We start from the raw sequence: 25035 nt of genomic DNA, 5'->3' as shown, positions 1-25035 counted from the left end.
ATAATAACGTTTCTCCGGGCCACCGCAAAATTTAACATTTTGATATTTATGCTAAATAATAAACATCCCTCGTTTATCCTCAGCCACCGAGGACGACGGGTCCTGATGGATGATCACATCGGCGGCCGGGAAAATATCCTTCAGGGCTTTTTCGAGTGCATCGGCCCGATCATGAGCAGCTCTCAGCGGTAAATCATCTGCCATTTCAAGATGTAGCTGAATAAATTTGGTGGCGCCTGACTGGCGGCTTCGGAAATCATGTGCACCACAGACGCCCGGCCATTGGGTTACGAGTCTGATAATCTGCTGACGATCGTCTTCAGGCAGTGCCCTGTCCAGTAAAGACTGAACAGCCTCATACCCCATCCGTATCGCGGAGATCAGGATATAGATACCGATCCCGAAAGCAAACAGGGCATCGGCATAGGAAACACCATACCAGCTAAGGATCAACGCCAGCGCAATGGCTCCGTTCATCATGACATCAGACTGATAATGCAGCATGTCGGCGCGGATAGCCTGACTTTGCGTTTTACTGACGACCCAGCGCTGAAAAAGAACCAATATCAGGGTTGAAGCCAGTGCGCAGATCGCGACAACCACCCCGATAACCGGCGCTCTGAGCTGACCGGGAGTAATAAGGTGCTGGATGCTGGTCAGAAATAAAAATAACGCCGACCCGCTGATAAACATACTTTGCGCGAGCGCTGCCAAAGATTCGGCCTTGCCGTGACCAAACGTATGATCATCATCAGCCGGCTGTAAGGCGTAACGTACCACCAGCAGGTTAGTGAATGACGCAGCAACATCTACCAGTGAATCGACCAGTGCTGCTAATACACTGACCGAACCGGTATACCACCAGGCTATCGTTTTAACCACCAGAAGCACACAGGCAAGAACCGTCGCAGCGATAGCTGCCGAGGTCACCAGTCTGGCATAAGAACTCACCATAAACCTTCCTGAACGTTTGAACATCAAGAAACAGTGATTTATTTAAAGGACCGCAGCGACTTCCCGTCGGGAAGACCACAGACAGAACACAGGGTAACGCCCCTGTTACTGCTCACTTTTTATCAGTGTAACAAGTGTTGCAGGTGAAAAAACGGTTTTTTTCGTGCCATGACTGTCAGCCCGGCCTGATGCCCGTCACCGTATATGCGGACAGCCCACCCCCGGGGTCAGTAAATAACAGACAAAAAAAACCCCTCATGACTGAGGGGGAAGACAGGGATGGTGTCTATGGCAAGGAAAAGGGTACGGCATACTGTTGGTACTGCTTTACGGTAATCAGCGCTGCTGGTTACGGTAACTGGCTGATGCCACGCATATCATCGATGCGTAACTCAAAATTCTTTTGTACGGTTGCCTGCTGCCCGCGGGTTAGCAGAGTAAACATCTGGTGGCGGACCCGGGCCATCTCTACCTGCTCGCTCACGTATCTCTGTGCCATCTTTTCGGCCTGCATACGCACCGCGGTTTCATCAAAATAGGGCGCCGTCACTAACCGGTACTGCTGTATCATCTCGCTGAGAAACGGTTCAGGTTGCATCTGACGGGCCTGAAACATTAAATCCCGCATCTGCTGACGCTGCTGTTCGGTTAATTCAATACCATCAAACATATGATTTTGAAGATTCTGCGCCATACTATCAGCAGTCATACTTTCAGCAGCCTTAGTCATGAACGGTGCCGAATCATTCACCTCGTCTTGTGCCGATGCATAACCTGCAATAACCAGTGACGAAAGTGCGGCGAAAATAAGTTGGCGCATCCTTGACTCCGGAGATGAACTGGCGTTTCTCAACCCAACGAAAGCCAGTGTAATCGAGTGGCTGCAAACATCCGTCAGGGGGTGTAAAACTACGTAAAGTGACAACCTGAACACCATGGAACACGGTATTTTTCCTGCGGAGGAAACCATAATGAATAAAATTTTGCTGGTTGATGATGATCGTGAGCTAACGTCTTTATTAAAAGAACTGCTCGAGATGGAAGGCTTTGAAATCATAGTGGCGGACGACGGCGAGAAAGCACTTTCTCTGCTGGATAACTCCATTGACCTGCTGTTATTAGATGTGATGATGCCACGGAAAAACGGCATTGATACTTTAAAAGAACTCCGCCAGCAGCACCAGACCCCGGTGATTATGCTGACAGCACGCGGCAGCGAGCTGGACAGAGTTCTGGGTTTGGAACTGGGGGCTGATGACTATTTGCCAAAACCGTTTAACGACCGCGAACTGGTAGCCAGAATCCGTGCCATTTTACGCCGTTCAAACTGGAGTGAGCAGCAACATACCGATAACGCCTCTCCGGCATTACAGGTTGATCAGCTGAAACTTAATCCGGGCCGTCAGGAAGCGAGCTTTGGGGAAGAGGTGCTGGAGCTGACCGGAACTGAATTCACACTGCTTTACTTACTGGCGCAGCATCTTGGCCAGGTCGTCTCGAGGGAGCATCTGAGCCAGGAAGTATTGGGTAAACGCCTGACGCCCTTTGACCGCGCCATTGATATGCATATCTCTAACCTGCGACGTAAGCTTCCGGAACGTCTGGACGGTCATCCGTGGTTTAAAACGTTGCGCGGCAGAGGCTACCTGATGGTTTCCGCTTCATGATCAGCAGCCTGACTACCCGCATCTTCGCTATATTCTGGTTAACACTGGCATTAGTGTTGATGCTGGTTCTTATGCTGCCGAAACTCGACTCACGCCAGATGACATCGCTGCTGGAAAGCGAGCAGCGGCAGGGTGTGATGATAGAGCAGCATGTGGAAGCAGAGCTGGCACAGGACCCGCCCAATGATCTTATGTGGTGGCGCAGGCTCTATCGGGCTATCGATAAATGGGCCCCGCCGGGCCAGCATCTTCTGCTGGTCACCTCAGAGGGGCGTGTCATCGGTGCCCGCCACAATGAAATGCAGATTATCCGTAATTTTATCGGTCAGTCAGATAATGCCGATCATCCGCAAAAGAAAACCTATGGCCGTATCGAAATGGTAGGGCCTTTTTCGGTCCAGGATGGTGAAGATAATTACCAGCTCTATATGGTTCGCCCGGCCACCAGCTCGCAGCTGGATTTTATTAACCTCCTGTTTGACCGGCCTCTGTTGCTGCTGATTGTTACCATGCTTATCAGCGCACCACTTCTGTTATGGCTGGCATGGAGCCTGGCGAAACCGGCCCGAAAGCTGAAGTATGCCGCAGACGAAGTCGCCATGGGCAACCTGAGACAGCATCCGGAACTGGAGTCAGGCCCGCAAGAGTTCCTGGCCGCAGGCGCCAGCTTCAATCAGATGATCAGTGCACTTGAACGTATGATGACGGCCCAGCAACGCTTACTGTCGGACATCAGCCATGAACTCAGAACGCCACTGACGCGCCTGCAGCTGGCAACCGCACTGCTCCGTCGCCGGTCGGGCGAGAGTAAGGAACTTGCTCGTATTGAAACAGAAGCCCAGCGTCTGGACGGTATGATCAATGATTTATTAGTGCTTTCCCGCACCCAGCACAACAATGCGCTGGTCAGCGAAGCGATGAAAGCCAGCCAGCTATGGAATGGGGTGCTGGAAGACGCGCAGTTTGAAGCGGAACAAATGGGGAAAAAGATGGATATCCCTTATCCGCCGGGACCCTGGCCACTGTACGGTAACCCTCATGCCCTGGAGAGTGCGTTAGAAAATATTATCCGTAATGCATTACGTTACTCCCATTCACATATCAGTGTGGGATTCTCTGTTGACCGTTCCGGTATCACTATTCATGTGGACGATGACGGGCCGGGTGTCAGCCCTGAGGACAGAGAACAAATATTCAGGCCGTTTTACCGTACGGATGAAGCCAGGGATCGGGAGTCCGGGGGCACAGGCCTTGGGCTGGCGATTGTTGATACCGCACTGCAACAACACCACGGCTGGGTTAAAGCGGATGACAGTCCGTTAGGCGGATTACGTCTGACTATCTGGCTACCGTTATACTCTGTACGCGAATAATTTGTTATTCTGCGGCTCTCGTGAGCGGGAGCCCTTTATGATTAATATCGTCTTATTTGAGCCAGAAATTCCACCTAATACCGGTAACATCATTCGTCTGTGTGCCAATACCGGTTTCTCATTGCACTTAATCGAACCCCTGGGTTTCACCTGGGATGATAAACGCCTGCGCCGTGCGGGCCTGGATTACCATGAATTTACGGCTATCCGCCGCCATGCAAATTATCAGGCCTTTCTCGACAGTGAACACCCTGCCCGTTTGTTTGCGCTGACCACTAAAGGTACACCGGCCCACAGTGCGGTGGCATGGCAGGCCGGAGATTATCTGATGTTCGGCCCGGAAAGCCGGGGGTTGCCTGCAGAAATACTGGAAAGTTTACCCGCGATGCAGAAAATACGTATTCCGATGGTGCCGCAGAGCCGGAGCATGAATTTATCAAACTCAGTAGCTGTCGTGGTGTATGAAGCCTGGCGGCAACTGGACTATGCCGGCGCGCTTGTTAAAGCGTAAATAACGCCGGCGCTGTATGGGTCGGCGTTAAATGCCGTCCCCGTATTCAAACCCCGGGATAGTGCCATTGAAATGCTGGTCCATATCCATAGCCGGTTTTTCACTGGCGGGCCTGCCGACAATCCTTGCCGGTACCCCGGCGACCGTCGTATGAGGCGGTACCGGTTGCAATACGACTGAACCCGCCCCGATTTTCGCCCCCCGGCCGACTTCAATGTTACCCAGAACCTTCGCGCCGGCCCCAATCATCACCCCTTCGCGGATCTTCGGATGACGATCACCACAGGTTTTACCGGTTCCGCCAAGCGTGACAGATTGCAGAATAGAGACATCATTTTCGATGACGGCCGTTTCCCCGACCACGATGCCTGTAGCGTGATCCAGCATGATACCGCAACCGATAGTGGCAGCAGGATGGATATCCACACCAAAAGATACGGAAATCTCATTCTGAAGATAAACCGCCAGTGACCGACGGCCCTCTTTCCATAACCAGTTACCGATACGGTAGGCCTGAAGCGCATGGAACCCTTTCAGATAGAGCAACGGCGTAGAGTATTTATCGACCGCAGGGTCACGCTGACTGACAGCAGTAACATCCCGGGCGGCAGAGAAGATCATCGACGGGTCTTTACGGTAGGCTTCTTCGACAATTTCCCGGATGGCGATGGCCGGCATAATCGGATTAGCCAGTTTATTGGCCAGCAGATAGCTCAGGGCACTGCCCAGATTTTCGTGTTTAAGCAGTGTCGCATGAAAAAAACTGGCAAGCATAGGTTCACCTTCCGCCAGACTTCTGGCTTCCGCAATGATGCTTTCCCAGATTTGCGCTAATTCTTCAGACGACATCGTTAAACTCCCGATAAAAAAGCGCCCGGACAGGCGCTTACAAACATAGTGATGGAACTCAAGTCAGCGCTTTGCTCAGAGCGCCTCTTTCTCATCTTTTCTTTCACGACCCAGTAAAGACAGGGCTGCCTCTCTGGCAGATTTCCCGCAATACAGCACCTGATAAATTTGCTCGGTGATTGGCATTTCAACGCCCATACGGGCCGCCAGTACCCGAACTTCTTTAGTGTTCCGGTAACCTTCGACGACCTGGCCGATGCTTTTCTCTGCCACATCGACACTGTTACCCTGCCCAAGCAACATACCAAAACGCCGGTTACGTGACTGATTGTCCGTACAGGTCAGAACTAAATCCCCCAGCCCGGCCATGCCCATAAATGTGGCCGGATCTGCCCCGAGCGCAACACCTAAGCGGCTCATTTCAGCCAGGCCACGGGTGATTAACGCCGTTCGGGCGTTTGCCCCGAAACCTATACCATCAGAGATTCCGGCCCCGATAGCAATCACATTTTTCACTGCGCCGCCCAGTTGTACACCGACCAGGTCATGGTTGCTGTACACACGAAAGCTTTTTCCGCAATGCAGCTTCTGTTGTAACGCTTCGGAAAATGCCGGGCTTGCCGATGCCAGCGCAATTGCGGTAGGCATCCCTGCGGCAAGTTCACGGGCAAAGGTCGGCCCGGAAATCACCGCCAACGGGATCGCCTGGCCGAGGATATCCCGGGCCACATCCTGCAGTAGCCTGCCGGTTTCGCTTTCCAGCCCTTTGGTGGCCCAGACAAGACGCGAATCGGCTTCCAGCAAAGGCTGGATCTGTTGCAGTACCTGGCCAAAGACGTGGCTGGGCACTACCACCAGGATATCCTGGCTGGCTGCCACCGCTTTTTCCAGCGAAGGTTCAATCAGCAGATTATCAGGGAAGGTCACATCCGGCAGAAACTCCGTATTACAACGGTCGGCCTGCAGACGTTCAAGATGGTGCGGGTTGTGTCCCCACAAAACAACCGGGTGGCCATTACGCGCCAGCGTAATGGCCAGAGCGGTGCCGTAGGAACCGGCACCGATAACACTGACAGAATCACTGCGACTATTCATCAGGCTTCCTGCGGAGCACTACCTTCCTGTTCCTGCAGGTAGTTCATGAATAATGCATCAAAATTTACCGGTGCCAGGTTCAGCTGCGGGAATGTCCCCCGGGATACCAGACCTGAAATGCACTCACGCGCATAAGGGAACAGGATGTTCGGGCAATAGGCACCCAGGCAATGAGCCATCTGGGTTCCTTCAATTCCGGAGATAGTGAAAATACCCGCCTGCTGAACTTCACACAGGAAAGCAGTTTCTTCACCGACTGTCGCCGTTACGGTCACGCGTAATACGACTTCAAAAATACCGTCAGCCAGTTGTGAGGATGCTGTATCCAGGTCCAGTTTAACTTCAGGTTCCCACTCTTTCTGGAAAACCTGTGGTGCGTTTGGCGCTTCGAAAGAGATGTCTTTGGTGTAGACACGCTGGATCTGGAAAGTCATTTCACTGTTATTTTGTTCTGACATGGTACTTGGTCCTGTTAAGTTGAAATAAGTCCCGCCCGGAAATCAGGCTTGTAATAAAGGGTCCAGACCCTGTTCAGCCTCAAGGGCATACAGGTCATCACAACCGCCAATATGTGTTCCATTGATAAAAATCTGAGGTACTGTGGTTCGCCCACTGCGCTCGATCATTCCGGCACGTTTTTCGGCATCACCATCAATAGGAATCTCATTAAACGCCGCCCCTTTTTTCTCTAACAGTGCTTTTGCACGGTGACAGAACGGGCAGGTTTGTTTAGTGTAAATATCGATTATTGCCATTGTCAGCACCTCTGCGAAATTATTTTCCACGAACGAGCGGCAGGTTTTCACCATTCCAGCCACTGATCCCTTCTTTCAGTACCGAAACCTGAGTAAAACCGGCAGCGCTTAACTGAGCCGCAGCTTCACCGGCGGACTGTCCGGTAGCACAGACAACAATCACTGGCTGATCTTTAAACTTTTCGATTTCAGTCAGATTGCCTTTTTTCACTTCAGCCGTCGCCAGATTCACAGCACCGGAAATGTGACCTCTGCGGAAATCGTCACGTGAACGCACATCAACCACTACCGCATTGGCTTTATTGATAAGATGCGTCGCTTCACCACGACTGATCGTTTTAACTTTTGAAAACAGCCCCTTAAAGGTAGTAACAATCACCAGGACTAATAAGACAACCCAGGCGAGGCAAAGCACCAGGTGATTGTGTGCAAATTCCATAATATCTTGCATGAGGGGTAACAACTCCAGACCGGACAAAAATAAGATAATATAAGGGTTCTGAGTATACCTGTGCAGTCCGGCATGTACAGACACTAACACCATCGAAGGCTCAATTTATGTGAGACCTGGCCGATAAATACTGCAATTAAGCGCTCAACCCTTACCTGTTGTCTGATTATGCCATTAATGGGCGGATACAAACACTAAATCCCTCCGGCGGCGCTGGTAAGGCGTCAGGCATCGTGAAATAATCGTATTCTTATGACGAAAAAAAAGCCTGAAATCCGCATTTCGCCAGAAACAGGATCCTGCCAACACCCGTTGTCCCGGAAACTGCTCCCGCTGGTCATGAGCCTGCTTTATGCGGGCATCGTTTGCTTTCCTTTGCCAGGCCAGACTGCCGACGACAGTAAGGCGCAGCTGAACTCTATCCGGCAGGATATTGCTGACAAAGAAAAACGTGTCCGGACTCAGAAAATTCAGCGCAGTAACTTGCTGGATCAACTGCAAAGTCAGGAGAAAGTCATCGCCCAGGCAAGCCGGCAATTGCGGCAGACCCAACTGACGCTCGACGGAATCAATCGCGATATCGACGACCTGGCGCGTAACATTACCACGTTGCAAAATAAGCAAAACCGCGAAGAAGATCTGCTGGCTCAACAGCTGGATGCTGCATTCCGTCAGGGACAGCACAGCGGTCTCGAACTGCTGCTTAGTGGTGAAGCCGGTCAACGTGATGACCGTATTCTGACGTATTTCACCTATCTTAATCAGGCACGTCAGCAAAATATTGCGGACCTGAAACAGACCCGCGCAGACCTGGCAGAGAAAAAACGCGTGCTGGAACAGAAACAGCAGCAACAGCAACAATTGCTCCGGCAGTATCAGGCCCAGCAGGTCAGACTGGAGCAGGCCAGAAGCGCACGACAGCGTACGCTGACGATTCTGGAATCCTCGCTGGAAAAAGATCAGGCTGACCTGGTGGAAATGCGCCAGAACGAAAGTCGCCTGCAGGCAAAAATTGCCAGGGCAGAACAGATAGCCAAAGCCCGGGCTGAGCAGGAAGCCCGGGAAGCCGAACAGGTACGCCAGCGTCAGGCGCAGGCGAAAGCCTCCGGCTCCAGTTACCAGCCGACCACGGGTGAGCGTGAACTGATGGCCCGTACGGGGGGACTGGGACGTCCCGCCGGCCAGTATCCGTGGCCGGTGCGGGGCAAACTGTTACATCGGTTTGGTGAAACCTTGCAGGGTGAACTACGCTGGAAAGGCTTAGTCATTAGCGCACCTGAAGGTTCTGATGTCAGAGCGATTGCCGACGGACGTGTCATTATGGCTGACTGGCTGCAAGGATACGGGCTGGTGATTGTGATAGAACACGGTAAAGGTGATATGACGCTGTATGGTTATAACCAAAGCGCCCTGGTCAATGTCGGTCAACAGGTCAGCGCAGGTCAGCCCATCGCGCTGGTCGGGACCAGTGGCGGACAAGGGGTTTCTGCGCTGTATTTTGAAATTCGTCGACAGGGACAGGCCGTCAATCCTCTCAGCTGGTTAGGGAAATAATGTGTCACAGACTCTGAAAATAGCCGCTTTTCTGGGTGGTATGCTGATTTGTCAGTCTGCGCTGGCCGGTAAGCTGGCGATTGTCATCGATGACTTCGGCTATCGTCCTAAAGAAGAAAATCAAGTGCTGCAACTACCGGCGCCCCTCTCAGTCGCCGTGCTGCCGGATGCCACGCACGCCAGGCAAATGGCCATCAAAGCGCATCAGACAGGCCATGAAGTCCTGATCCATTTACCCATGGCCCCCCTGAGTAAGCAGCCACTGGAAAAAAATACCCTGACTCCGGACATGAGCAGCGATCAGATCGCCAGAATTATTCAGCTGGCTGTGCAGCACGTGCCTTATGCGGTCGGGCTGAATAATCATATGGGCAGTAAAATGACCTCCAGCCTGCCGGGCATGATAAAAGTGATGCAGGTACTGAACCACTACAACTTTTATTTCCTCGACAGCATGACTATCGGTAACAGTCAGTCTATCCCTGCCTCTAAAGGAACTCATGTCCGGGTACTAAAGCGCAACGTCTTCCTGGACGATACGCAGAACGATGCGGATATCCGTAAGCAGTTTTTACGGGCGATTGCGCTTGCCAGGCGAAATGGTTCTGCCATTGCTATCGGGCATCCCCATCCGGCCACAGTGAGGGTTTTGCAACAGATGCTGGCAAATCTCCCTGCGGATATCACCCTGGTCCGGCCCAGCCAATTGCTGAATGAAAGTCCGTTATCGTCACAGGGCAACGCCGCCATGACACAAAACACGCACAGCGGGACGAAAAAGCATGTGCCTGCGGTGTCTGATCTGACACAGCAATGCCGCACAACACAGAAATTAACCCCGCCACCTCCGTCTCAGGGAGTGTCAATCATCTATAACAGCGTGAAGAACAGTCAGTTTATCCGCGACCTTCGCACCCTCTTTTAGTTGTAACGGGCACCCTTACCCATTGGCGGTAAGGGTGCTGTAATGAATGCAAAGGTGACACCTTACCGTCCCGGTCATCCGCCTTGTCTTTCCCGGCCTCATCTATTCTGAAAAATGTTTTACCGTGCGCCGCGATACGTTACACGGTATGACGGCCTCTGCCTTTACCCGGCGTGAAATGGTATCATTCAGCGATATCACCCTGTTTCTCCGGACTCTACGTCCTTACTGAAAGGCACGCTTATGATTATCGTAACTGGTGGCGCCGGCATGATCGGCAGCAATATTGTTAAAGCGCTAAATGACCGTGGATATACCGATATTCTGGTCGTAGATAACCTGAAAGATGGTACAAAATTTGTCAATCTGGCTGATCTGAATATCAGTGATTATATGGATAAGGAAGAATTCCTTGTCAGCCTGATGGCGGGTGACGATTTTGGCCCTATCGAGGCTATTTTCCATCAGGGAGCCTGCTCTTCAACCACGGAGTGGGACGGTAAGTATATGATGGATAATAACTATCAGTACTCAAAAGAGCTGCTGCATTTCTGTCTCGAGCGCCAGATCCCGTTTCTGTATGCCTCTTCTGCCGCCACTTATGGTGGCCGGAATGACAATTTCATCGAAGAGCGCCAGTACGAAGCACCACTGAATGTGTACGGTTACTCAAAAATGCTGTTCGATCATTATGTACGCAGCATTCTGCCGGAAGTAGAATCACCGGTCTGTGGTTTCCGTTATTTCAATGTGTATGGTCCGCGTGAAGGACATAAAGGCAGTATGGCCAGCGTCGCTTTTCACCTGAATACCCAGATTAATCAGGGTGAGAACCCGAAATTGTTCGCCGGAAGCGAAAACTTCCAGCGTGACTTTATCTATGTCCAGGATGTTGCGGCCGTTAACCTGTGGTGCTGGGAAAACAATGTCTCCGGTATTTATAACTGCGGTACCGGACGTGCAGAGTCTTTCCAGGCCGTTGCCGATGCAGTGCTGGCCTGGCACGGTGAGGGTGAAGTGGAATACATTCCTTTCCCTGAAAAGCTGAAAGGACGTTATCAGGAATATACTCAAGCCGATCTCACTCATCTGCGGTCTGCAGGCTATGACAAGCCTTTCAAAACCGTGGCTGAAGGTGTGACAGAGTATATGGCGTGGCTGAATAATAAAGCTTAAGAGACCTTGCAGCGATGAAAATACTGGTGATCGGCCCTTCATGGGTTGGCGATATGATGATGTCACAAAGTCTCTATCGCACACTGAAGACACGCTATCCGGATGCCGTCATTGATGTGATGGCTCCGGCCTGGTGTCGTCCTTTATTGTCGAGAATGCCTGAAGTGAATGAGGCTCTGGCTATGCCCCTCGGGCATGGTGCTCTGGCATTAGGGGAAAGGAAACAGCTTGGCCGATCACTACGTAGCAGTCATTATGACCGGGCTTATGTATTACCCAACTCGTTTAAATCCGCACTGGTTCCTTTCTTTGCGGGGATAAAAACACGTACCGGCTGGCGCGGAGAAATGCGTTATGGCGTGCTTAACGATGCCAGGACGCTGAACAAGACCGCCTTTCCGTTAATGGTAGAGCGCTATGTTGCACTGGCATATGACGCGGGGACCCTCGCCTCCGCCGCCGATCTGCCTCAGCCACTGTTATGGCCAAAGCTCTCCGTCAGTGAATCCGAAAAAACAGAAATCGCCGGTTTATTCTCGTTGCCAGGTGACCGGCCTGTCATCGGTTTCTGTCCGGGTGCCGAATTCGGTCCGGCGAAACGCTGGCCACATTATCATTATGCTGTGCTGGCCCAGAAGCTGATCGCCCGGGGTTACCGGGTCGTGCTGTTCGGTTCAGAGAAAGACCACGATGTCGGGGAAGATATCCGCCATAGTCTGGATGATGATGACAATGCCTGTTGCCATAATCTGGCCGGAAAAACCAGCCTGGAGCAGGCGGTGGTGTTGCTGGCAAGATGCGCAGCGGTGGTCAGTAATGATTCCGGACTGATGCACATTGCTGCTGCGCTTGACCGGCCCCTGGTCGCGTTATATGGCCCCAGCAGCCCCGATTTTACGCCTCCGCTATCAGACAAGGCCCGGGTGATCCGCCTGATCACCGGCTATCATAAAGTCCGAAAAGGCGACACTGACCTTGGTTATCATCAGAGTCTGATTGATATTACCCCTGCACGTGTTATGGATGAGCTGACGTTATTACTTAGCTCCGCAGGAGAATAAATGCAGGTCCTGATTGTTAAAACATCTTCCATGGGAGATGTCATTCATACCCTGCCGGCATTAACCGATGCCATGCAGGCAATCCCCGGTATTCGTTTTGACTGGGTCGTTGAAGAAAATTTCAGCCAGATCCCCGGGTGGCATCCTGCGGTTGATCAGGTGCTGCCGGTCGCTATCAGGCGCTGGCGTAAACACTGGTTCGGAATGCAACAGCGCGAAGAGCGTTTCCGTTTCAGACAGCGCCTCCGGCAGCGTGAGTATGATGCTATTATTGATGCACAGGGGCTTATCAAAAGCGCTGCGCTGGTGACCCGGTTGGCCCGCGGTACAAAACACGGGGCTGACAAAAGCAGTGTACGTGAACCATTCGCCTGCTGGTGGTATGACAAGCGGCATTCCGTTCCTTTGCAGCAACATGCCGTTGAACGGACACGCGAATTATTTGCCAAAAGCCTGGGGTATGAAAAACCGGCAACGCGGGGCGATTACGCCATAGCCAGCCATTTTATTCATGATTTACCGGAGGATGCGGGAGAATACATGGTCTTTCTGCATTCCACGACCCGTGATAATAAACACTGGCCGGAAGAACACTGGCAGGCGCTTATTCGTCGTGTTACCCGGCAGGGTTATGCGGTAAAACTCCCGTGGGGTACAGATGCCGAATATCAGCGTGCTACACGGCTGGCGGCCGGCTCCGATCAGGTCACGGTGTTACCGAAACTGTCACTGGCAGACGTTGCCCGCGAACTGGCCGGCGCAAAAGTTATTATTTCTGTGGATACGGGCCTTAGCCACCTGGCCGCGGCGCTCGACCGCCCTAACATTACGTTATATGGCCCGACAGACCCCGGGTTAATTGGCGGTTACGGTAAAAACCAGATAGCACTGCGTCCGCCTGCCGGGAACGATATGGGCGATATCACTGCCGATGCGGTGGATAAAACAATACAGACTTTACTGGATTGCTGAAAAAAGATGAGCTCTTTCTATAAGCAGCTATACCGTTATTCTCACCCAAGATCCTTCCGGCATAATGAAACGCTTTGGCCTTTTGTTAAAATCCGCCGGGCCGTTACCGGGGAGATCATCTCGGTCTCCTACAAGCAGCAGCAGATTCCGGTGACCGGACTGTCTGAATTCGCTGCCCGGTATCAGGGTGAAATACTGCTTTCTGCGACGGGGCCATCGGTAAATTCACTCAATTTTGATCTGTTCCCCCCCATCCCGGCAATGGGGGTCAACGGGGCATATCACCTGAATAAAAAAGTACAGTTCCGTTTCTACATCATCGTCGATATGGGTTTTTTTAATGACAGGCCGCAGATAGTCCAACACATTATTGCAGATCCAGCCCTGAAACTGTTCACCACAGTGCACGGAATTATAAACATAGTTAATAACTTCGGACGCGAACAGATAAAGTGCACTTTAATCCCGATAGAAGATATCAGTTACAGAATTTTCGAGCCTTTTGTCCCGATAAAAGACATAAGGCAGACGCTGCGGCCACCTCCAGGGCTCCTGTACAGTCAGGAGAGAGAAGACATTGCATTTAATAGCGACATAAGACAGGGCATTGCCGATGCCGCGACGGTTATTTACTGGGCATTGCAAATATTATCGTTCTGTGGATTTAAAAAGATATATATCATCGGGCTTGATATGAATAATTTTAACCAGCCCAGATTTTATGAAGATAATCAGGATAAACTTCCGACATTACTGGATACTTTCCTGGAAAAGACGATACTCCCCTCATTAAAACATGCCAGTGAAATATTAAGAAAAAATGAAGTAAAAGTCATTAATTTATCGCCTCAGAGTGCGATACCTGATTCTATATTCAAAAAGGAAAACGGGAATGATTTCTTTTCCAGGCAGTAAAAGATCGTTCTTACCTTACACCTTTTTTTTTACCGCCTTCTTATTTTTCAACACACTGTTTAATGGTTCAACAAAAACCAATAACCTTTTACACCTGGCGATCCTTTTTTTTCTCTTTCACGTCATCGTCAATAAGACGGCGGCTCATGCCCTGAGAACTAACCTTGCACTCCTCCGGGGATTGCTGATCGTCGCTGCTTTTTTATTTTACTTCACGCTGAGTAATCTCTGGTCGGCAGACCCGGGGAATATCACGGCGACCCTGACTCACAGTCTCTATATCTTATTCTATATCACTATGACCGCGATGGTTCTCAGTTCACCGGACAGAAAGCGAATTCTGGGCCTGATTATCCTGGGATTTACGATCGTGTTTACCTGGCTGCTGCTCTCTAACTTTCAGGTTATCCTTCATCGTGGCCCGGTGACAGAGCATAATCCGACAGCAGAAAATGTAATAGATCTGTCGGGACTGGCCTGTATTGCCTTAATACTATCAATATCACTCTATCAGGAAACAAAAAATAAATTACTGTTTCCCTGCATGGGGTTGTTCATTTTCTTTATCCTGCTCACCCAAAGCAGGGGGCCCTTCCTGTCATTAATTATCGCGTATTTTATCGGTAAGGGATTACCGGGGCTGAACCGTAAGAATATTGCCATTACCTTAGCAATCATTATTTTATCAGCCATTTTTATAGAAACTACTGAGCTGGGCACGCTGATCCGTTTACGGGCAGAGGAAGCATATACACAGTCTTTCCTGCGTTTCAGCATCTGGAAACACAGTCTTGAACTCTTTTCCCGTCATTACCTCATCGGTAACGGATTCAGTTATCAATTACACTTTATTAATTATTCCGGGGAGCATATTCATACGGCGCACAGTCTGTACATCGGGACACTACTCAAAGGCGGCATTATCGGCGGCGGATTACTGCTTTCGTTACTGCTTTACGCCCTGACTATTGCGCTTAAAACGCCTAAGCAGGAATATCACTGCGGTGCAATACTCATGATTTTCAGCATGCTTTTTTATACAACACAGGGGATGTTTGTCATCGGGAATCCACAAGAGTTCTGGTATCTGTTCTGGTTCCCCGTCGGCTATGCTTTATCTTCCTCGCCATTGTCTTCGCCTGATAGCTCAGTGATCAGGCGAAGATAGGCGCGGGACTACAGGCGCTTTCCTGCCTGCATCCGGGCAGTATAATATTCAAACAGTGTCATGCCGGTGGTCTGTGGCTGCAGCCAGGCAAACAGTTGTTCGAGGTTTTCATACAAGGTTTCGATATCTGCCGCTGTTTTGAACGTCGGACTGCCACCCGGCATAAACTCAGAAGAGTGCAGCATAAACTCCACATAATCACTGCCCGATGCCAGATTACGTTCCACGACCCGTTGCATGGCACTGAGATTATCTCTGGACGGCCGCAACCAATAAACCGCCGGAGAGCGCTGCCGGCCCCTGATCTTATCGACCCCCTGTTTGATCCGCCGGACCCCCGGTGAGTGCTTGTAGTCTGTACTCATCGGTATTTCTAACAATGTCCCGGGACCTGCTCTTGAAATATCCTCAGGGTCCAGGAAATAGGCTTGCCGGGGAAAATGGGTATAATCTGTCCCGCCGTTACCCTGGGGGGCTCCGGCAGTAAACTGCCAGTTAACGCGCGGCGTTACAGAACAGTCGACACAGTACCCCAATCGGGTCAGGACGGCCGCATAACGCTCGTCGAAAGCCCAGCGCCCGGCCCGATGACTTTTCATCGCAACCCCGAAAGACTCTTCCAGTAACTCCGTCATAAAGCGGGCTTTGGCGTCCAGAATATCATCCGGATACTCGATCAGATAAGGCTGCCATTTCCAGTCATCATCGGTCAGCGGGTACTCCGGGGGGCTGTTCCAGGCATGCAAATGCATCCCCACTTCCCCTTGGTTTCTGGCAATGACATCGCTGGCAAATTCCACATATGCCGGGTCTTTTGCCATCTCATAGTTCGTAAGCCAGGTCGGTTTAAACTGATATTTCTCACAGAGTTGCTGAAAACGGGAGAGGAAACGGGTATTTTCCGTGGCGATTACCCGGTGATTTTGCCAAAGATTGTCACCTTCGGTATCGATTGTGATGAGAAAAGCAGGTCTGGTCATGAATTATCTCTGATGTTTACCTGGCGGTTTTTCTGGTATTTTTGCATACGCTCACAGGAGATTCCGGCCGGCTTTCGTCACTGGACGGGACAGAGGTTCTCTTTACCCGTTTCGATAACCGCGCGTTCTCACAGAAGGATATAAACAGTGTCACAACATCATATCACGATGATTATTGATGGTCTGCCCGGCGGCGGTGCCGAAAAAGTGGTTTTAACGCTGGCGCAGGGGTTTCTTACACAAGGACTCCGGGTCTCACTGATTTCTCTGCGTGATGTCTGTCATTTTACACTGCCCGATGGCCTGGATTACCGGGTGGCCGAAGATACCGCGAAAGTCCCCTGGCGCAAACTGACAGAACTGTCCCGCCGGGCCCGTCAGCTTGATCATGCCTTCAGTAAGTTGACGGCAGAACGCGGCCCCGTCGATCTGGTGCTGTCCCATCTGCATAAAACCGACCGTATTGTCCGACGCAGTCGCAAGATTGACCCCGGTAAAACCTGGTTTTGTCTGCACGGCGTTTTCTCATCGTCGTATCTCGGCCACCGTACCGGAGCCTCGCGCTGGCTAAAAGTCAGAAAAATACACCGTGTATATCACCACAGAAAGATCATCGGCGTTTCACAGTATGTGACAGACGATCTCTGTCAGCAGTTCTCCGTCGTGCCGGCAGTAGAGAGGGTTATCTTTAATCCCTTTGATTTCCCTGCTATCCGGGACGCTGCAGTTGAGCCGGTACCCTACCCGCCAAAAAGTTATCTGCTGCATGTCGGGCGTTTCCATACCGTGAAACGCCACGATCGTTTGTTACGCGCCTATGCCCTGAGCGGCCTGCCCTGGCCTTTGGTATTACTCGGGGAAGGCAGTGAAGAGAGTAAACGCAAGCTTCAGGCACTGGCTGAAGAACTCCGTATTACTGACAAGGTGATATTCCGGGGATTCGACAGTAATCCGTATCGATGGATAAAAAATGCCAGGATGCTGATCCTGAGTTCAGACAGCGAAGGTTTTGGTAATGTGCTGGCAGAGGCACTGATCTGCGGTACACAGGTGGTCAGTACGCGCTGTCCTGGCGGACCGGCAGAAATCTTAACCGGGCCGTTAGCGGCCGGGCTTTCGGATCTGACACCGGAATCTCTGGCAGAGAAGATCGCATTTATCGACAGCCATCCTGTCCCCCTGACTGAAACATCATTCGCTGTATATCGGCTCGACTCAGTCTGCCGCCAATATATCGCACTGATTAATCAGTAAGCCCCCCTGCGCTGATAAGGGGGCCGGGTGATTACGGCTGAGGCAGTGACAGTGAGCGCTTCATTTCCGTCACTTCGCTGAATACCGTCGCAACAGAAATAGCCTTCAGCGGCTCGTCTTTATCGGTGACCCGCGGGTCGGAGGCAGGCAGATAAATACAACGATGCAAATGGCGGTCCTGATAGGGACCACTGTTTTCAGGCGATTCCGTCACGAACAGACTCAATGTCGGTACTTTCAGGGCGATAGCCAGATGCAGAGGCCCGGTATCACCGGTGACCAGCATATCCATTGAGGAGATAACCCCCAGCAGTTCAGGTAAGGTTGTTTTACCGACGAAACTGGTCACCGCCTCTCTGAGCGACGGGGCACAGGCGTCCATGACTTGCCGGGCCAGATCGGCCTCTGCGGGCGAACCGATAAGCACGATCTCACTGCCCGGGAACTCACGTAAAATATTTCCGGCCAGTTCAGCAAAATATGCGGGTGGCCAGCACCGGATGCGTGTTGAGGCTCCCAACTGAAAACCCACCCGGAAGACTGACGGTGATTTTGGCTGCGGAACATAAGCACAAGGCGGGGCCATATCCACATCCGAGGTATCGCATCCCAGGGCCGATACCAGTTGCATTTTTCGGCCGATAATATGCCCTTCACATTGATCCACGCCATACACCAGCCAGCGTGACAGTTCCCCGATATCTTTCCCGTAATTATCCCGCACCAGATAACGGCAACCCAACATCGCCGCGCTAAGAATATCGTAAGGAATATGCGAATGCAGCATGACGGCCAGCTCAGGAGAGAACACTTTCGCTTCGCGAATAAATCCCGCCAGTGTGCCGATCTTATTGTTCCAGAACACGACATCATCATAGAATTCGCGTTCTTTCAGCAATTGCTCATATTTAGGGTGAGCGACCAGGATGATTCTGGCCTCCGGATAACGCCGGCGGATTGCCCGTAATGCGGGTGTATTAAACATGTAATCGCCAAGGGCGGTTGTGGAATACACCAGGATAGAACGGAACTCTCTGCGGGAAAGTTGTGCAGCCTTCTCTTCAGAGCTTGCGGTATGACGATGGAAAACACTTAACCAGGCATTCACCAGCCTGATTTTATTTTTTTTTGTTTCTCTCATTTTTGACTGGCTCGCCCCTGACAATCGCGTATCACTATAAAAAACCAATATAAATCAAAAGGAAATGCCAACCCTCTGAAAACACGGGAGCCGAAGGAAATCACTGCGAATTTCCTGCCGGAAAGCACGTGCTTCGCATGATGGAATAAACCCGAAAATAATACTACCCCTTCTCCGGCTGACCGATATCTTTCGTGCGATGAATTCCGGGAACATAAGTATTCCCTCTGAAAAAAGGGCGGTAATTATCCTTATCCCTTCCTGCATGATGCTAACACTGACAGAATCTGCCGATAAAGCGTTATAATTCATCAGCGGTAACAGGATTTTTCCCGCAACATTCCCCCGCTGTCATATTTATTTGATACAGTGTCGTTTATCAAAAAGTATTCGTTATTCTGTGGATGATCGTATCCTGCGCCTGAAACAAGTCAGGGCGAACTAATGGCGGGATAATGGGTCGAATACTGCAACATACTGAGATTTGACCCAGGCTATCAGGCAGAGACCCTTAATGGGATTTTTTTAATTTAAGAAAAGCGACAGGTATGAGTCATACGCCGGCACTATCTACTTCCCCTAAGAGAATACTGGTCATTAAACTTCGCCATCATGGTGATATGTTATTGACGACTCCGGTGATCAAAACACTCAGTGCCAGTTATCCCGGTGCCAGAATCGATGTTCTTCTGTATAAAGAAACAGAAGCTATGCTGATCAATAACCCGCTTATTACCCGGTGCTTTTCCATCGACAGAGCCTGGAAAAAGCTGGGTCCAATGCGCCATATCGCTCATGAGTGGCGTTTATTACGGTTACTCAGAAAACAACATTACGACTTAGTCATTAACCTGGCTGATCAATGGCGGAGTGCGTTGATCACCCGCTTTACCGGCGCTAAACAACGTCTGGGATTTGATTACCCGAAACGGAAGGGCGCACTGTGGCGATTCTGCCACTCGCAACGGGTCCCGGTCTCCGGACACGGAAAGATGCATACGGTGGAACAAAACCTTTCCCTGCTGGAACCTCTTGCTCTGCCGCATATCCGCAGTGAAGTGACCATGAGCTATCAGCCAGCCGATGCCGACGCCATACGTCAGTTACTGAAACAGGTACAGATTACCGGCCGGTATATTGTGGTACATCCGTCATCCCGCTGGTTTTTTAAATGCTGGACGGACGAAAAAATGGCGGCAGTGATCACACAACTGGCCGCTGACGGCTATTCGATAGTCCTGACATCCGGCCCCGACCAGGCAGAAACTGAGATGGCCGGCAGAATTCAGTCACTCAGCCACGGTGAGCATATTGTTTCTCTGGCAGGAAAAATGACGCTCCCGCAGTTAGCCGCGTTAATTGATCAGGCGGAACTCTTTATCGGTGTCGACTCTGTACCGATGCATATGGCCGCTGCCCTGAATACGCCTTATGTCGCGTTGTTTGGCCCCTCCAAGCTGACATTCTGGCACCCCTGGGAAGGAAAAGGGGAAACGATTTGGGCCGGAGATTTTGGTCCGTTACCTGACCCGGATGACATTCAAACCAACACCACTGAACGCTACCTGGATTTAATTCCGGTTGAAGCAGTGCTCACTGCGGCGCGGGATCTACTGAAATGAAAAAAATACGTCTGGCCATCGTCCGTCAGAAATATCGCCCGGATGGCGGTGCCGAACGTTTTGTCTCCAGGGCCCTCGAGGCATTAAATCATAAAGATATGGAGCTTAACGTCATTACCCGCCAGTGGCAGGGCGATGCGCACCCGGACTGGAAAATACATCTGTGCAACCCGATGAAATGGGGGCGTATCAGCCGGGAGCGGGGGTTCGCCAGTGCCGCCAGAAAGCTCTGGCAACAGCAGGCATTTGATATTGTTCAAAGCCATGAACGTATCGCCGGTTGCGACATTTACCGGGCCGGCGATGGCGTACATCGCCGCTGGTTACTGCAGCGCTCACGTATTCTGTCGCGTTGGAAACAGCGCCAGTTAATGGCGGACCGCTACCACCGGTACGTCATGCAGGCAGAGCATGAAATGTACACCTCTCCGCATCTCAAGGCCGTCATCTGTAATGCCGATATGGTGAAGCAGGAAATCATTGAAGACTTTGCCGTCTCGGCAGACAAGATCCATGTCATTTATAATGCCATCGATCACCAGAAATTCCGGCCGGCAGATGAAAAACAACGGCAACAACTACGCCAGCAACACCATATTCCGTTACAGGCGCATTGTCTGATTTTTGTCGGTTCCGGTTTCGAAAGAAAAGGGCTGAAAGCAGCCATTGAAGCCATTTCTGCCACCGAAAGTCATTTGCTGGTTGTGGGCAAAGATAAAATGGAGCAACGCTATCGTCAGCTTGCACAGTCGCTGGGATGTGAACAGCGGGTGCATTTTGCCGGTATGCAACCTCAGACATTACCCTTTTATCAGCTGGCCGACGGATTGCTGTTACCCACACTCTACGATCCGTTCCCGAACGTGATCCTGGAAGCGATGGCATGTGGATTACCGGTCATTACCAGTACCCATTGTGGCGGCGCTGAATTTATAAAATCAGGACATAATGGGTTCATCACCGATGCGCTGGATATCCCGGGGATGGCCGGGGCTATCGGGCTGCTGCCCTCACAGGCTCTGCACTCTGACATGGGCCGGCATGCACGGGAAACGATCCTCCCTTATACGCCTGAACATTTATCAGAACAGTTATTCCGTCTTTATGAGACATTATTATCTTAATAACTGACTTTTCCGGGCCGGTATGGCCCGGAAAACAGAGATTATTCCGCCTTATTCAGCGCCGGCGTTAAATGCCTATTTACTGACATTTATGCTACCATGCCTGTAACATCCCAAGCCGAATTCACATAATGTTGTTGCGTTTATACCAGACAATTCTTTATCTGATTCAACCCTTTATATGGGTTAAATTACTTATTCGTAGCCGAAAAGCGCCAGCCTATCGTAAACGCTGGGCAGAACGCTATGGGTTTTGCGCAGGCAAAGTCAGACCGGAGGGTATCGTCCTGCATTCCGTGTCTGTCGGAGAGACCCTGGCTGCCGTACCGCTGGTCAGAGCATTGCGTCATCGTTATCCATCGCTCCCTATTACCGTCACGACCATGACCCCTACCGGCTCAGAACGAGCCCAGTCGGCTTTCGGTAAAGACGTTGACCATGTGTATCTGCCCTACGATTTACCCGGCGCAACACACCGCTTTCTGAATACCGCTCGGCCACGGCTGATGATTATCATGGAAACAGAACTCTGGCCGGGACTGATTCATATATTGCATCAGCGGAAAATCCCGTTAGTTATCGCCAATGCCCGATTATCTGAACGCTCGTTCCGGGGTTACCAAAAACTGGGCCGTTTTATGCAACGCCTGCTGCGCAGTATTACGCTTATTGCTGCCCAAAATGCTGAGGATGGTGAGCGTTTTGTGGAACTGGGCCTGAAACGCAGCCATCTGGCCGTGACCGGTAGTCTTAAATTTGATATTTCAGTCACGCCGGAACTGGCAGCCCGGGCTGTCACTCTACGTCGCCAATGGGCTCCGCACCGGCCGGTCTGGATAGCCACCAGCACTCACGATGGTGAAGAGAGTATTATTCTGAATAGCCACCAGCGCTTGCTGGAGCAATATCCTGACCTGCTACTGATACTGGTCCCCCGCCATCCTGAACGTTTCCCGGAGGCTATTTCCCTGACACAAAAAGCCGGCCTCAGCTATATCACCCGCAGCAGTGGCGAAATTCCGTCAGCCAGCACCCGGGTCGTGATAGGGGATACGATGGGTGAGCTTATGTTGTTATACGGTATTGCCGATTTGGCTTTCGTTGGCGGCAGCCTGGTTGAACGTGGCGGTCATAACCCCCTTGAACCTGCGGCCCATGCCATTCCGGTGATCATGGGACCTTATATCTGGAATTTTAAAGATATCTGCAGCAAGCTGCAGGACGCTCAGGGTATGCTCACGGTAACGGATTCCGATACTCTGGCACGTGAGGTCAGTAAACTATTGCAGGATGATGATTACCGCCGTTATCTTGGTCACCATGCCGTTGACGTTTTACGCCGGAACCAGGGGGCATTGCAGCGTTTAGTCGACCTTCTTGAACCTTACCTTCCGCCACGGACACACTGATGAATACTCGCCAGCGCCTTTCAGTCGTAATGATCACGAAAAATGAAGCAGAGCTGATCCAGGAATGTCTGGCATCTGTTAGCTGGGCCGATGAAATCGTTGTTCTGGACTCCGGAAGTACCGATCAGACCGTTGAAATTGCCCGTCAGGCGGGGGCCAAAGTATTTCAGAGTACGCAGTGGCCTGGCTTCGGCCCCCAACGTCAGCAGGCCCAGCAATATGCCAGCGGCGATATGATCCTGATGATTGATGCGGATGAACGAGTGACTCCTGAACTACGTCAGTCGATTGAAACGCTCCTTTCACAACCGCCACAGGAACACCAGGTTTACAGCATGGCACGCAGTAACTGGTTCCTGGGACGTTATATGCGCCACAGCGGCTGGTACCCGGACAGAGTCACCCGTCTTTACCCTGCCAGCTTTACCTATAATTCCCATCTGGTGCATGAGTCTCTCGAGCATCCTGGTGCTACGGTCATCAGGCTGACCGGCGATCTGCAGCATTTAACCTGCCGCGACCTGCATCATTTTCAACAGAAGCAATTAGCCTATGCGAATGCCTGGGCGCAGCAACGTGCCCGACAGGGCCGTCGCTGCGGACTTTTTTCTGTCTACAGTCATACCGTTGCAGCATGGCTTAAAACAGCCATTCTGCGGGCTGGTTTTCTGGATGGTCATCAGGGATGGATACTTGCTCTGGTGAATGCACAATATACGTTTAATAAATATGCCATACTCTGGGCATTAACCCGGACGAAGTGACGGAGACCGCGATGACGACCCGAGCGATTTATCCCGGAACCTTTGATCCCCTGACTCTGGGGCATCTGGATATCATTACCCGCGCTTCCCGGCTGTTTGATCATGTCATTCTGGCGATTGCGCATAACCGCACGAAACAACCGATGTTTACGCTGGAAGAGCGGGTGTCGCTGGCACAACAGGCGACCTCTCATCTGGCCAATGTCGAGGTGACAGGCTTCAGTGAGCTGATGGCGGATTTCGCGGGAAAACAGCAGGCAAATGTTCTGATCCGGGGCGTACGTTCCGTCTCTGATTTTGACTACGAACGTCAGCTGGCGCTGATGAATAATCACTTATTACCCGGTCTGGAAAGTATCTTCCTGATCCCCGCCGAAGCCTATGCTTTTATCTCTTCCTCTCTGGTGAAAGAGGTCGCCCGGCATCACGGTGATATTTCCGGGTTTGTGACCCCGGAAATCTGTCAGGCGCTGTTAAGTAAGCTGCATGACTAAGTCACTATCGCTGGCATTCAGGGCACCAGTACGTGCTGCGCTGTGCATGCCGGCCGCTGAGGATCAGGCTGCCGCATTGACGGCAGGGTTCTCCGGCCCGGCCATAGACCTGCAGTTCCTGTGCGAAATAACCAGGTTTTCCGTCGGTCTGTAAGAAATCACGTAATGTGGTCCCGCCCTGCTCAATAGACCGCTGCAGCACCTGCTTAATACATGCCACAAGCGTCCCGGCTTCGCTATCCGTTAACTCACAGGCCAGTCTGTCCGGCAGGATACCTGCAGCAAATAAAGATTCACTGGCATAGATGTTGCCTACCCCTACCACCAGTTTATTATCCATTAGCCAGGGCTTGATGGGGATGCGCTTACGCCGTGACTTCTCCTGCAACCCGCTGGCGGTGAACGCCTCGCTTAAGGGTTCCGGCCCCAGGTGTGACAGTACCCTGCTGGTCGTGAGATCAGTTTCCCATAGCCAGGCACCAAACCGTCGGGGATCGGTATAACGCAGAATTTTGCCGTTACTCATGACCAGGTCTACATGGTCGTGCTTTTCTGCCGGTAACTCTTCCGGCAGAACCCGCAGGCTCCCGGACATCCCCAGATGAATGATGATCCAGCCTTCCGGCAGCTCCAGCAGCAAATATTTCGCCCGGCGCTGCACGCTCAGTACCGGCTGATCACTGAGTGACAGAATTTCCGGAGAGACGGGCCAGCGTAGTCTGGAATTACGTACCACAGCATGAAGTATGGTCGCCCCTGTCAGATGAGGTTCAATCCCCCGGCGACTGGTCTCAACTTCAGGTAGTTCAGGCATCGTTACT

General features: G+C 51.5%; 26 protein-coding genes. 16 read left to right on the top strand and 10 right to left on the bottom strand.

The genetic code is table 11. From position 1 onward, the window contains the following. Window positions 1–51 precede the first annotated feature (51 nt). On the bottom strand, window positions 52–954 hold the full coding sequence (gene fieF, locus JK223_RS12655; protein ID WP_212714535.1) for a CDF family cation-efflux transporter FieF: 903 nt from the start codon (window positions 952–954) through the stop codon (window positions 52–54). Between the two features lie 349 nt (window positions 955–1303). Then, the gene (locus JK223_RS12650) at window positions 1304–1684 is read right to left on the bottom strand and encodes a Spy/CpxP family protein refolding chaperone (protein WP_343871096.1); all 381 of its coding nucleotides are present in this window, start codon (window positions 1682–1684) and stop codon (window positions 1304–1306) included. Between the two features lie 241 nt (window positions 1685–1925). Between JK223_RS12650 and cpxR the strand changes: the two genes are divergently transcribed. From cpxR to trmL, 3 genes are read left to right on the top strand one after another with little or no spacing between them, the layout of a single operon-like run. Next, window positions 1926–2621: an envelope stress response regulator transcription factor CpxR gene (gene cpxR, locus JK223_RS12645; RefSeq protein WP_025902397.1), complete on the top strand. Its 696-nt coding sequence runs from the start codon at window positions 1926–1928 to the stop codon at window positions 2619–2621. After that, entirely contained in the window at window positions 2618–3994 is a 1377-nt protein-coding gene (cpxA, locus tag JK223_RS12640; protein WP_212714533.1) for an envelope stress sensor histidine kinase CpxA, read from the top strand. Before cpxR ends, cpxA begins: the two co-directional genes overlap by 4 nt. Window positions 3995–4031: 37 nt before the next feature. Further along, window positions 4032–4505, top strand: coding sequence for a tRNA (uridine(34)/cytosine(34)/5-carboxymethylaminomethyluridine(34)-2'-O)-methyltransferase TrmL (gene trmL / locus JK223_RS12635; RefSeq protein WP_212714532.1), 474 nt, complete (start codon window positions 4032–4034; stop codon window positions 4503–4505). 27 nt (window positions 4506–4532) lie between these two features. Here the strand turns inward: trmL and cysE are convergent, their stop codons facing one another. The 5 genes from cysE to JK223_RS12610 form a co-directional block, all read right to left on the bottom strand. Further along, window positions 4533–5354 (bottom strand): serine O-acetyltransferase, encoded by an 822-nt coding sequence (cysE, locus tag JK223_RS12630; RefSeq protein WP_212714531.1) that lies wholly within the window; start codon window positions 5352–5354, stop codon window positions 4533–4535. A 75-nt stretch (window positions 5355–5429) separates the two neighbouring features. Further along, complete coding sequence (gpsA, locus tag JK223_RS12625; protein ID WP_212714530.1) at window positions 5430–6449, bottom strand: NAD(P)H-dependent glycerol-3-phosphate dehydrogenase; 1020 nt, start codon at window positions 6447–6449, stop codon at window positions 5430–5432. Then, the gene (gene secB / locus JK223_RS12620) at window positions 6449–6907 is read right to left on the bottom strand and encodes a protein-export chaperone SecB (RefSeq protein ID WP_025902402.1); all 459 of its coding nucleotides are present in this window, start codon (window positions 6905–6907) and stop codon (window positions 6449–6451) included. Before secB ends, gpsA begins: the two co-directional genes overlap by 1 nt. Before the next feature lie 42 nt (window positions 6908–6949). Beyond that, window positions 6950–7204: a glutaredoxin 3 gene (gene grxC, locus JK223_RS12615; protein ID WP_025902403.1), complete on the bottom strand. Its 255-nt coding sequence runs from the start codon at window positions 7202–7204 to the stop codon at window positions 6950–6952. Between the two features lie 19 nt (window positions 7205–7223). Continuing rightward, window positions 7224–7655, bottom strand: coding sequence for a rhodanese-like domain-containing protein (locus JK223_RS12610; RefSeq protein ID WP_212714529.1), 432 nt, complete (start codon window positions 7653–7655; stop codon window positions 7224–7226). A 252-nt stretch (window positions 7656–7907) separates the two neighbouring features. Here JK223_RS12610 and envC point away from each other — a divergent pair, with 252 nt between their 5' ends. From envC to JK223_RS12575, 7 genes are all read left to right on the top strand, one after another. Next, a complete protein-coding gene (gene envC / locus JK223_RS12605; protein ID WP_212714528.1) occupies window positions 7908–9209 on the top strand; it encodes a murein hydrolase activator EnvC in 1302 nt (433 codons plus the stop codon). Window positions 9210–9249: 40 nt separating this feature from the next. After that, the gene (locus JK223_RS12600) at window positions 9250–10134 is read left to right on the top strand and encodes a divergent polysaccharide deacetylase family protein (protein ID WP_212714566.1); all 885 of its coding nucleotides are present in this window, start codon (window positions 9250–9252) and stop codon (window positions 10132–10134) included. A gap of 243 nt (window positions 10135–10377) precedes the next feature. Next, window positions 10378–11310: an ADP-glyceromanno-heptose 6-epimerase gene (gene rfaD, locus JK223_RS12595; protein WP_212714527.1), complete on the top strand. Its 933-nt coding sequence runs from the start codon at window positions 10378–10380 to the stop codon at window positions 11308–11310. Window positions 11311–11324: 14 nt separating this feature from the next. Continuing rightward, complete coding sequence (gene rfaF / locus JK223_RS12590; RefSeq protein WP_212714526.1) at window positions 11325–12371, top strand: ADP-heptose--LPS heptosyltransferase RfaF; 1047 nt, start codon at window positions 11325–11327, stop codon at window positions 12369–12371. Continuing rightward, the gene (rfaC, locus tag JK223_RS12585; RefSeq protein ID WP_212714525.1) at window positions 12372–13343 is read left to right on the top strand and encodes a lipopolysaccharide heptosyltransferase RfaC; all 972 of its coding nucleotides are present in this window, start codon (window positions 12372–12374) and stop codon (window positions 13341–13343) included. Window positions 13344–13349: 6 nt separating this feature from the next. Continuing rightward, on the top strand, window positions 13350–14258 hold the full coding sequence (locus tag JK223_RS12580) for a sugar glycosyltransferase (protein WP_212714524.1): 909 nt from the start codon (window positions 13350–13352) through the stop codon (window positions 14256–14258). Next, window positions 14236–15426 (top strand): O-antigen ligase family protein, encoded by a 1191-nt coding sequence (locus tag JK223_RS12575; RefSeq protein ID WP_212714523.1) that lies wholly within the window; start codon window positions 14236–14238, stop codon window positions 15424–15426. Before JK223_RS12580 ends, JK223_RS12575 begins: the two co-directional genes overlap by 23 nt. Before the next feature lie 8 nt (window positions 15427–15434). Here JK223_RS12575 and JK223_RS12570 read toward each other — a convergent pair whose 3' ends face one another. Beyond that, entirely contained in the window at window positions 15435–16406 is a 972-nt protein-coding gene (locus tag JK223_RS12570; RefSeq protein WP_212714522.1) for a deacetylase, read from the bottom strand. Between the two features lie 168 nt (window positions 16407–16574). On the opposite strand from JK223_RS12570, the gene JK223_RS12565 reads away from it, so the two are divergent. Then, window positions 16575–17660: a glycosyltransferase gene (locus tag JK223_RS12565; RefSeq protein WP_212714565.1), complete on the top strand. Its 1086-nt coding sequence runs from the start codon at window positions 16575–16577 to the stop codon at window positions 17658–17660. 31 nt (window positions 17661–17691) lie between these two features. Here the strand turns inward: JK223_RS12565 and JK223_RS12560 are convergent, their stop codons facing one another. Beyond that, window positions 17692–18801 carry a glycosyltransferase family 9 protein gene (locus JK223_RS12560; RefSeq protein ID WP_212714521.1) on the bottom strand — a complete coding sequence of 370 codons (1110 nt, stop codon included), beginning with the start codon at window positions 18799–18801 and terminating at the stop codon, window positions 17692–17694. A 548-nt stretch (window positions 18802–19349) separates the two neighbouring features. Here JK223_RS12560 and rfaQ point away from each other — a divergent pair. From rfaQ to coaD, 5 genes are all read left to right on the top strand, one after another. Further along, the gene (rfaQ, locus tag JK223_RS12555; RefSeq protein WP_212714520.1) at window positions 19350–20423 is read left to right on the top strand and encodes a putative lipopolysaccharide heptosyltransferase III; all 1074 of its coding nucleotides are present in this window, start codon (window positions 19350–19352) and stop codon (window positions 20421–20423) included. Next, window positions 20420–21547, top strand: coding sequence for a glycosyltransferase family 4 protein (locus JK223_RS12550; RefSeq protein ID WP_212714519.1), 1128 nt, complete (start codon window positions 20420–20422; stop codon window positions 21545–21547). The genes rfaQ and JK223_RS12550 overlap by 4 nt, the downstream gene beginning before the upstream one ends. A 131-nt stretch (window positions 21548–21678) precedes the next feature. Then, the gene (gene waaA / locus JK223_RS12545) at window positions 21679–22956 is read left to right on the top strand and encodes a lipid IV(A) 3-deoxy-D-manno-octulosonic acid transferase (protein ID WP_371813130.1); all 1278 of its coding nucleotides are present in this window, start codon (window positions 21679–21681) and stop codon (window positions 22954–22956) included. Further along, window positions 22956–23720: a glycosyltransferase family 2 protein gene (locus JK223_RS12540; RefSeq protein ID WP_212714518.1), complete on the top strand. Its 765-nt coding sequence runs from the start codon at window positions 22956–22958 to the stop codon at window positions 23718–23720. The genes waaA and JK223_RS12540 overlap by 1 nt, the downstream gene beginning before the upstream one ends. A gap of 11 nt (window positions 23721–23731) precedes the next feature. After that, window positions 23732–24214, top strand: coding sequence for a pantetheine-phosphate adenylyltransferase (gene coaD / locus JK223_RS12535; protein ID WP_212714517.1), 483 nt, complete (start codon window positions 23732–23734; stop codon window positions 24212–24214). 4 nt (window positions 24215–24218) lie between these two features. Here coaD and mutM read toward each other — a convergent pair whose 3' ends face one another. After that, window positions 24219–25028 carry a bifunctional DNA-formamidopyrimidine glycosylase/DNA-(apurinic or apyrimidinic site) lyase gene (mutM, locus tag JK223_RS12530; protein WP_212714516.1) on the bottom strand — a complete coding sequence of 270 codons (810 nt, stop codon included), beginning with the start codon at window positions 25026–25028 and terminating at the stop codon, window positions 24219–24221. Window positions 25029–25035 lie beyond the last annotated feature (7 nt).

This window comes from Tatumella sp. JGM118 (assembly GCF_018257515.1).
In the GTDB taxonomy this organism is placed as follows: Bacteria; Pseudomonadota; Gammaproteobacteria; order Enterobacterales; family Enterobacteriaceae; genus Tatumella; species Tatumella terrea.
The sequence above is the reverse complement of the archived record's forward strand: the minus strand, read 5'-3'. Positions and strand labels throughout refer to the sequence as shown.

What these genes read in the sequence shown, in the direction of transcription:
- coaD (WP_212714517.1), top strand. Translation starts at nt 23,732, where the DNA reads ATGACGACCCGAGCGATTTATCCCGGAACCTTTGATCCCCTGACTCTG.
- JK223_RS12570 (WP_212714522.1), bottom strand. Translation starts at nt 16,406, where the DNA reads ATGACCAGACCTGCTTTTCTCATCACAATCGATACCGAAGGTGACAAT.
- JK223_RS12575 (WP_212714523.1), top strand. Translation starts at nt 14,236, where the DNA reads ATGATTTCTTTTCCAGGCAGTAAAAGATCGTTCTTACCTTACACCTTT.
- rfaC (WP_212714525.1), top strand. Translation starts at nt 12,372, where the DNA reads ATGCAGGTCCTGATTGTTAAAACATCTTCCATGGGAGATGTCATTCAT.
- envC (WP_212714528.1), top strand. Translation starts at nt 7,908, where the DNA reads ATGACGAAAAAAAAGCCTGAAATCCGCATTTCGCCAGAAACAGGATCC.
- rfaD (WP_212714527.1), top strand. Translation starts at nt 10,378, where the DNA reads ATGATTATCGTAACTGGTGGCGCCGGCATGATCGGCAGCAATATTGTT.
- rfaQ (WP_212714520.1), top strand. Translation starts at nt 19,350, where the DNA reads ATGAGTCATACGCCGGCACTATCTACTTCCCCTAAGAGAATACTGGTC.
- JK223_RS12540 (WP_212714518.1), top strand. Translation starts at nt 22,956, where the DNA reads ATGAATACTCGCCAGCGCCTTTCAGTCGTAATGATCACGAAAAATGAA.
- JK223_RS12600 (WP_212714566.1), top strand. Translation starts at nt 9,250, where the DNA reads ATGCTGATTTGTCAGTCTGCGCTGGCCGGTAAGCTGGCGATTGTCATC.
- JK223_RS12650 (WP_343871096.1), bottom strand. Translation starts at nt 1,684, where the DNA reads ATGACTAAGGCTGCTGAAAGTATGACTGCTGATAGTATGGCGCAGAAT.
- JK223_RS12580 (WP_212714524.1), top strand. Translation starts at nt 13,350, where the DNA reads ATGAGCTCTTTCTATAAGCAGCTATACCGTTATTCTCACCCAAGATCC.
- JK223_RS12560 (WP_212714521.1), bottom strand. Translation starts at nt 18,801, where the DNA reads ATGAGAGAAACAAAAAAAAATAAAATCAGGCTGGTGAATGCCTGGTTA.
- trmL (WP_212714532.1), top strand. Translation starts at nt 4,032, where the DNA reads ATGATTAATATCGTCTTATTTGAGCCAGAAATTCCACCTAATACCGGT.
- fieF (WP_212714535.1), bottom strand. Translation starts at nt 954, where the DNA reads ATGGTGAGTTCTTATGCCAGACTGGTGACCTCGGCAGCTATCGCTGCG.
- cpxR (WP_025902397.1), top strand. Translation starts at nt 1,926, where the DNA reads ATGAATAAAATTTTGCTGGTTGATGATGATCGTGAGCTAACGTCTTTA.
- mutM (WP_212714516.1), bottom strand. Translation starts at nt 25,028, where the DNA reads ATGCCTGAACTACCTGAAGTTGAGACCAGTCGCCGGGGGATTGAACCT.
- secB (WP_025902402.1), bottom strand. Translation starts at nt 6,907, where the DNA reads ATGTCAGAACAAAATAACAGTGAAATGACTTTCCAGATCCAGCGTGTC.
- JK223_RS12550 (WP_212714519.1), top strand. Translation starts at nt 20,420, where the DNA reads ATGAAAAAAATACGTCTGGCCATCGTCCGTCAGAAATATCGCCCGGAT.
- waaA (WP_371813130.1), top strand. Translation starts at nt 21,679, where the DNA reads ATGTTGTTGCGTTTATACCAGACAATTCTTTATCTGATTCAACCCTTT.
- grxC (WP_025902403.1), bottom strand. Translation starts at nt 7,204, where the DNA reads ATGGCAATAATCGATATTTACACTAAACAAACCTGCCCGTTCTGTCAC.
- cysE (WP_212714531.1), bottom strand. Translation starts at nt 5,354, where the DNA reads ATGTCGTCTGAAGAATTAGCGCAAATCTGGGAAAGCATCATTGCGGAA.
- rfaF (WP_212714526.1), top strand. Translation starts at nt 11,325, where the DNA reads ATGAAAATACTGGTGATCGGCCCTTCATGGGTTGGCGATATGATGATG.
- JK223_RS12565 (WP_212714565.1), top strand. Translation starts at nt 16,575, where the DNA reads ATGATTATTGATGGTCTGCCCGGCGGCGGTGCCGAAAAAGTGGTTTTA.
- gpsA (WP_212714530.1), bottom strand. Translation starts at nt 6,449, where the DNA reads ATGAATAGTCGCAGTGATTCTGTCAGTGTTATCGGTGCCGGTTCCTAC.
- cpxA (WP_212714533.1), top strand. Translation starts at nt 2,618, where the DNA reads ATGATCAGCAGCCTGACTACCCGCATCTTCGCTATATTCTGGTTAACA.
- JK223_RS12610 (WP_212714529.1), bottom strand. Translation starts at nt 7,655, where the DNA reads ATGCAAGATATTATGGAATTTGCACACAATCACCTGGTGCTTTGCCTC.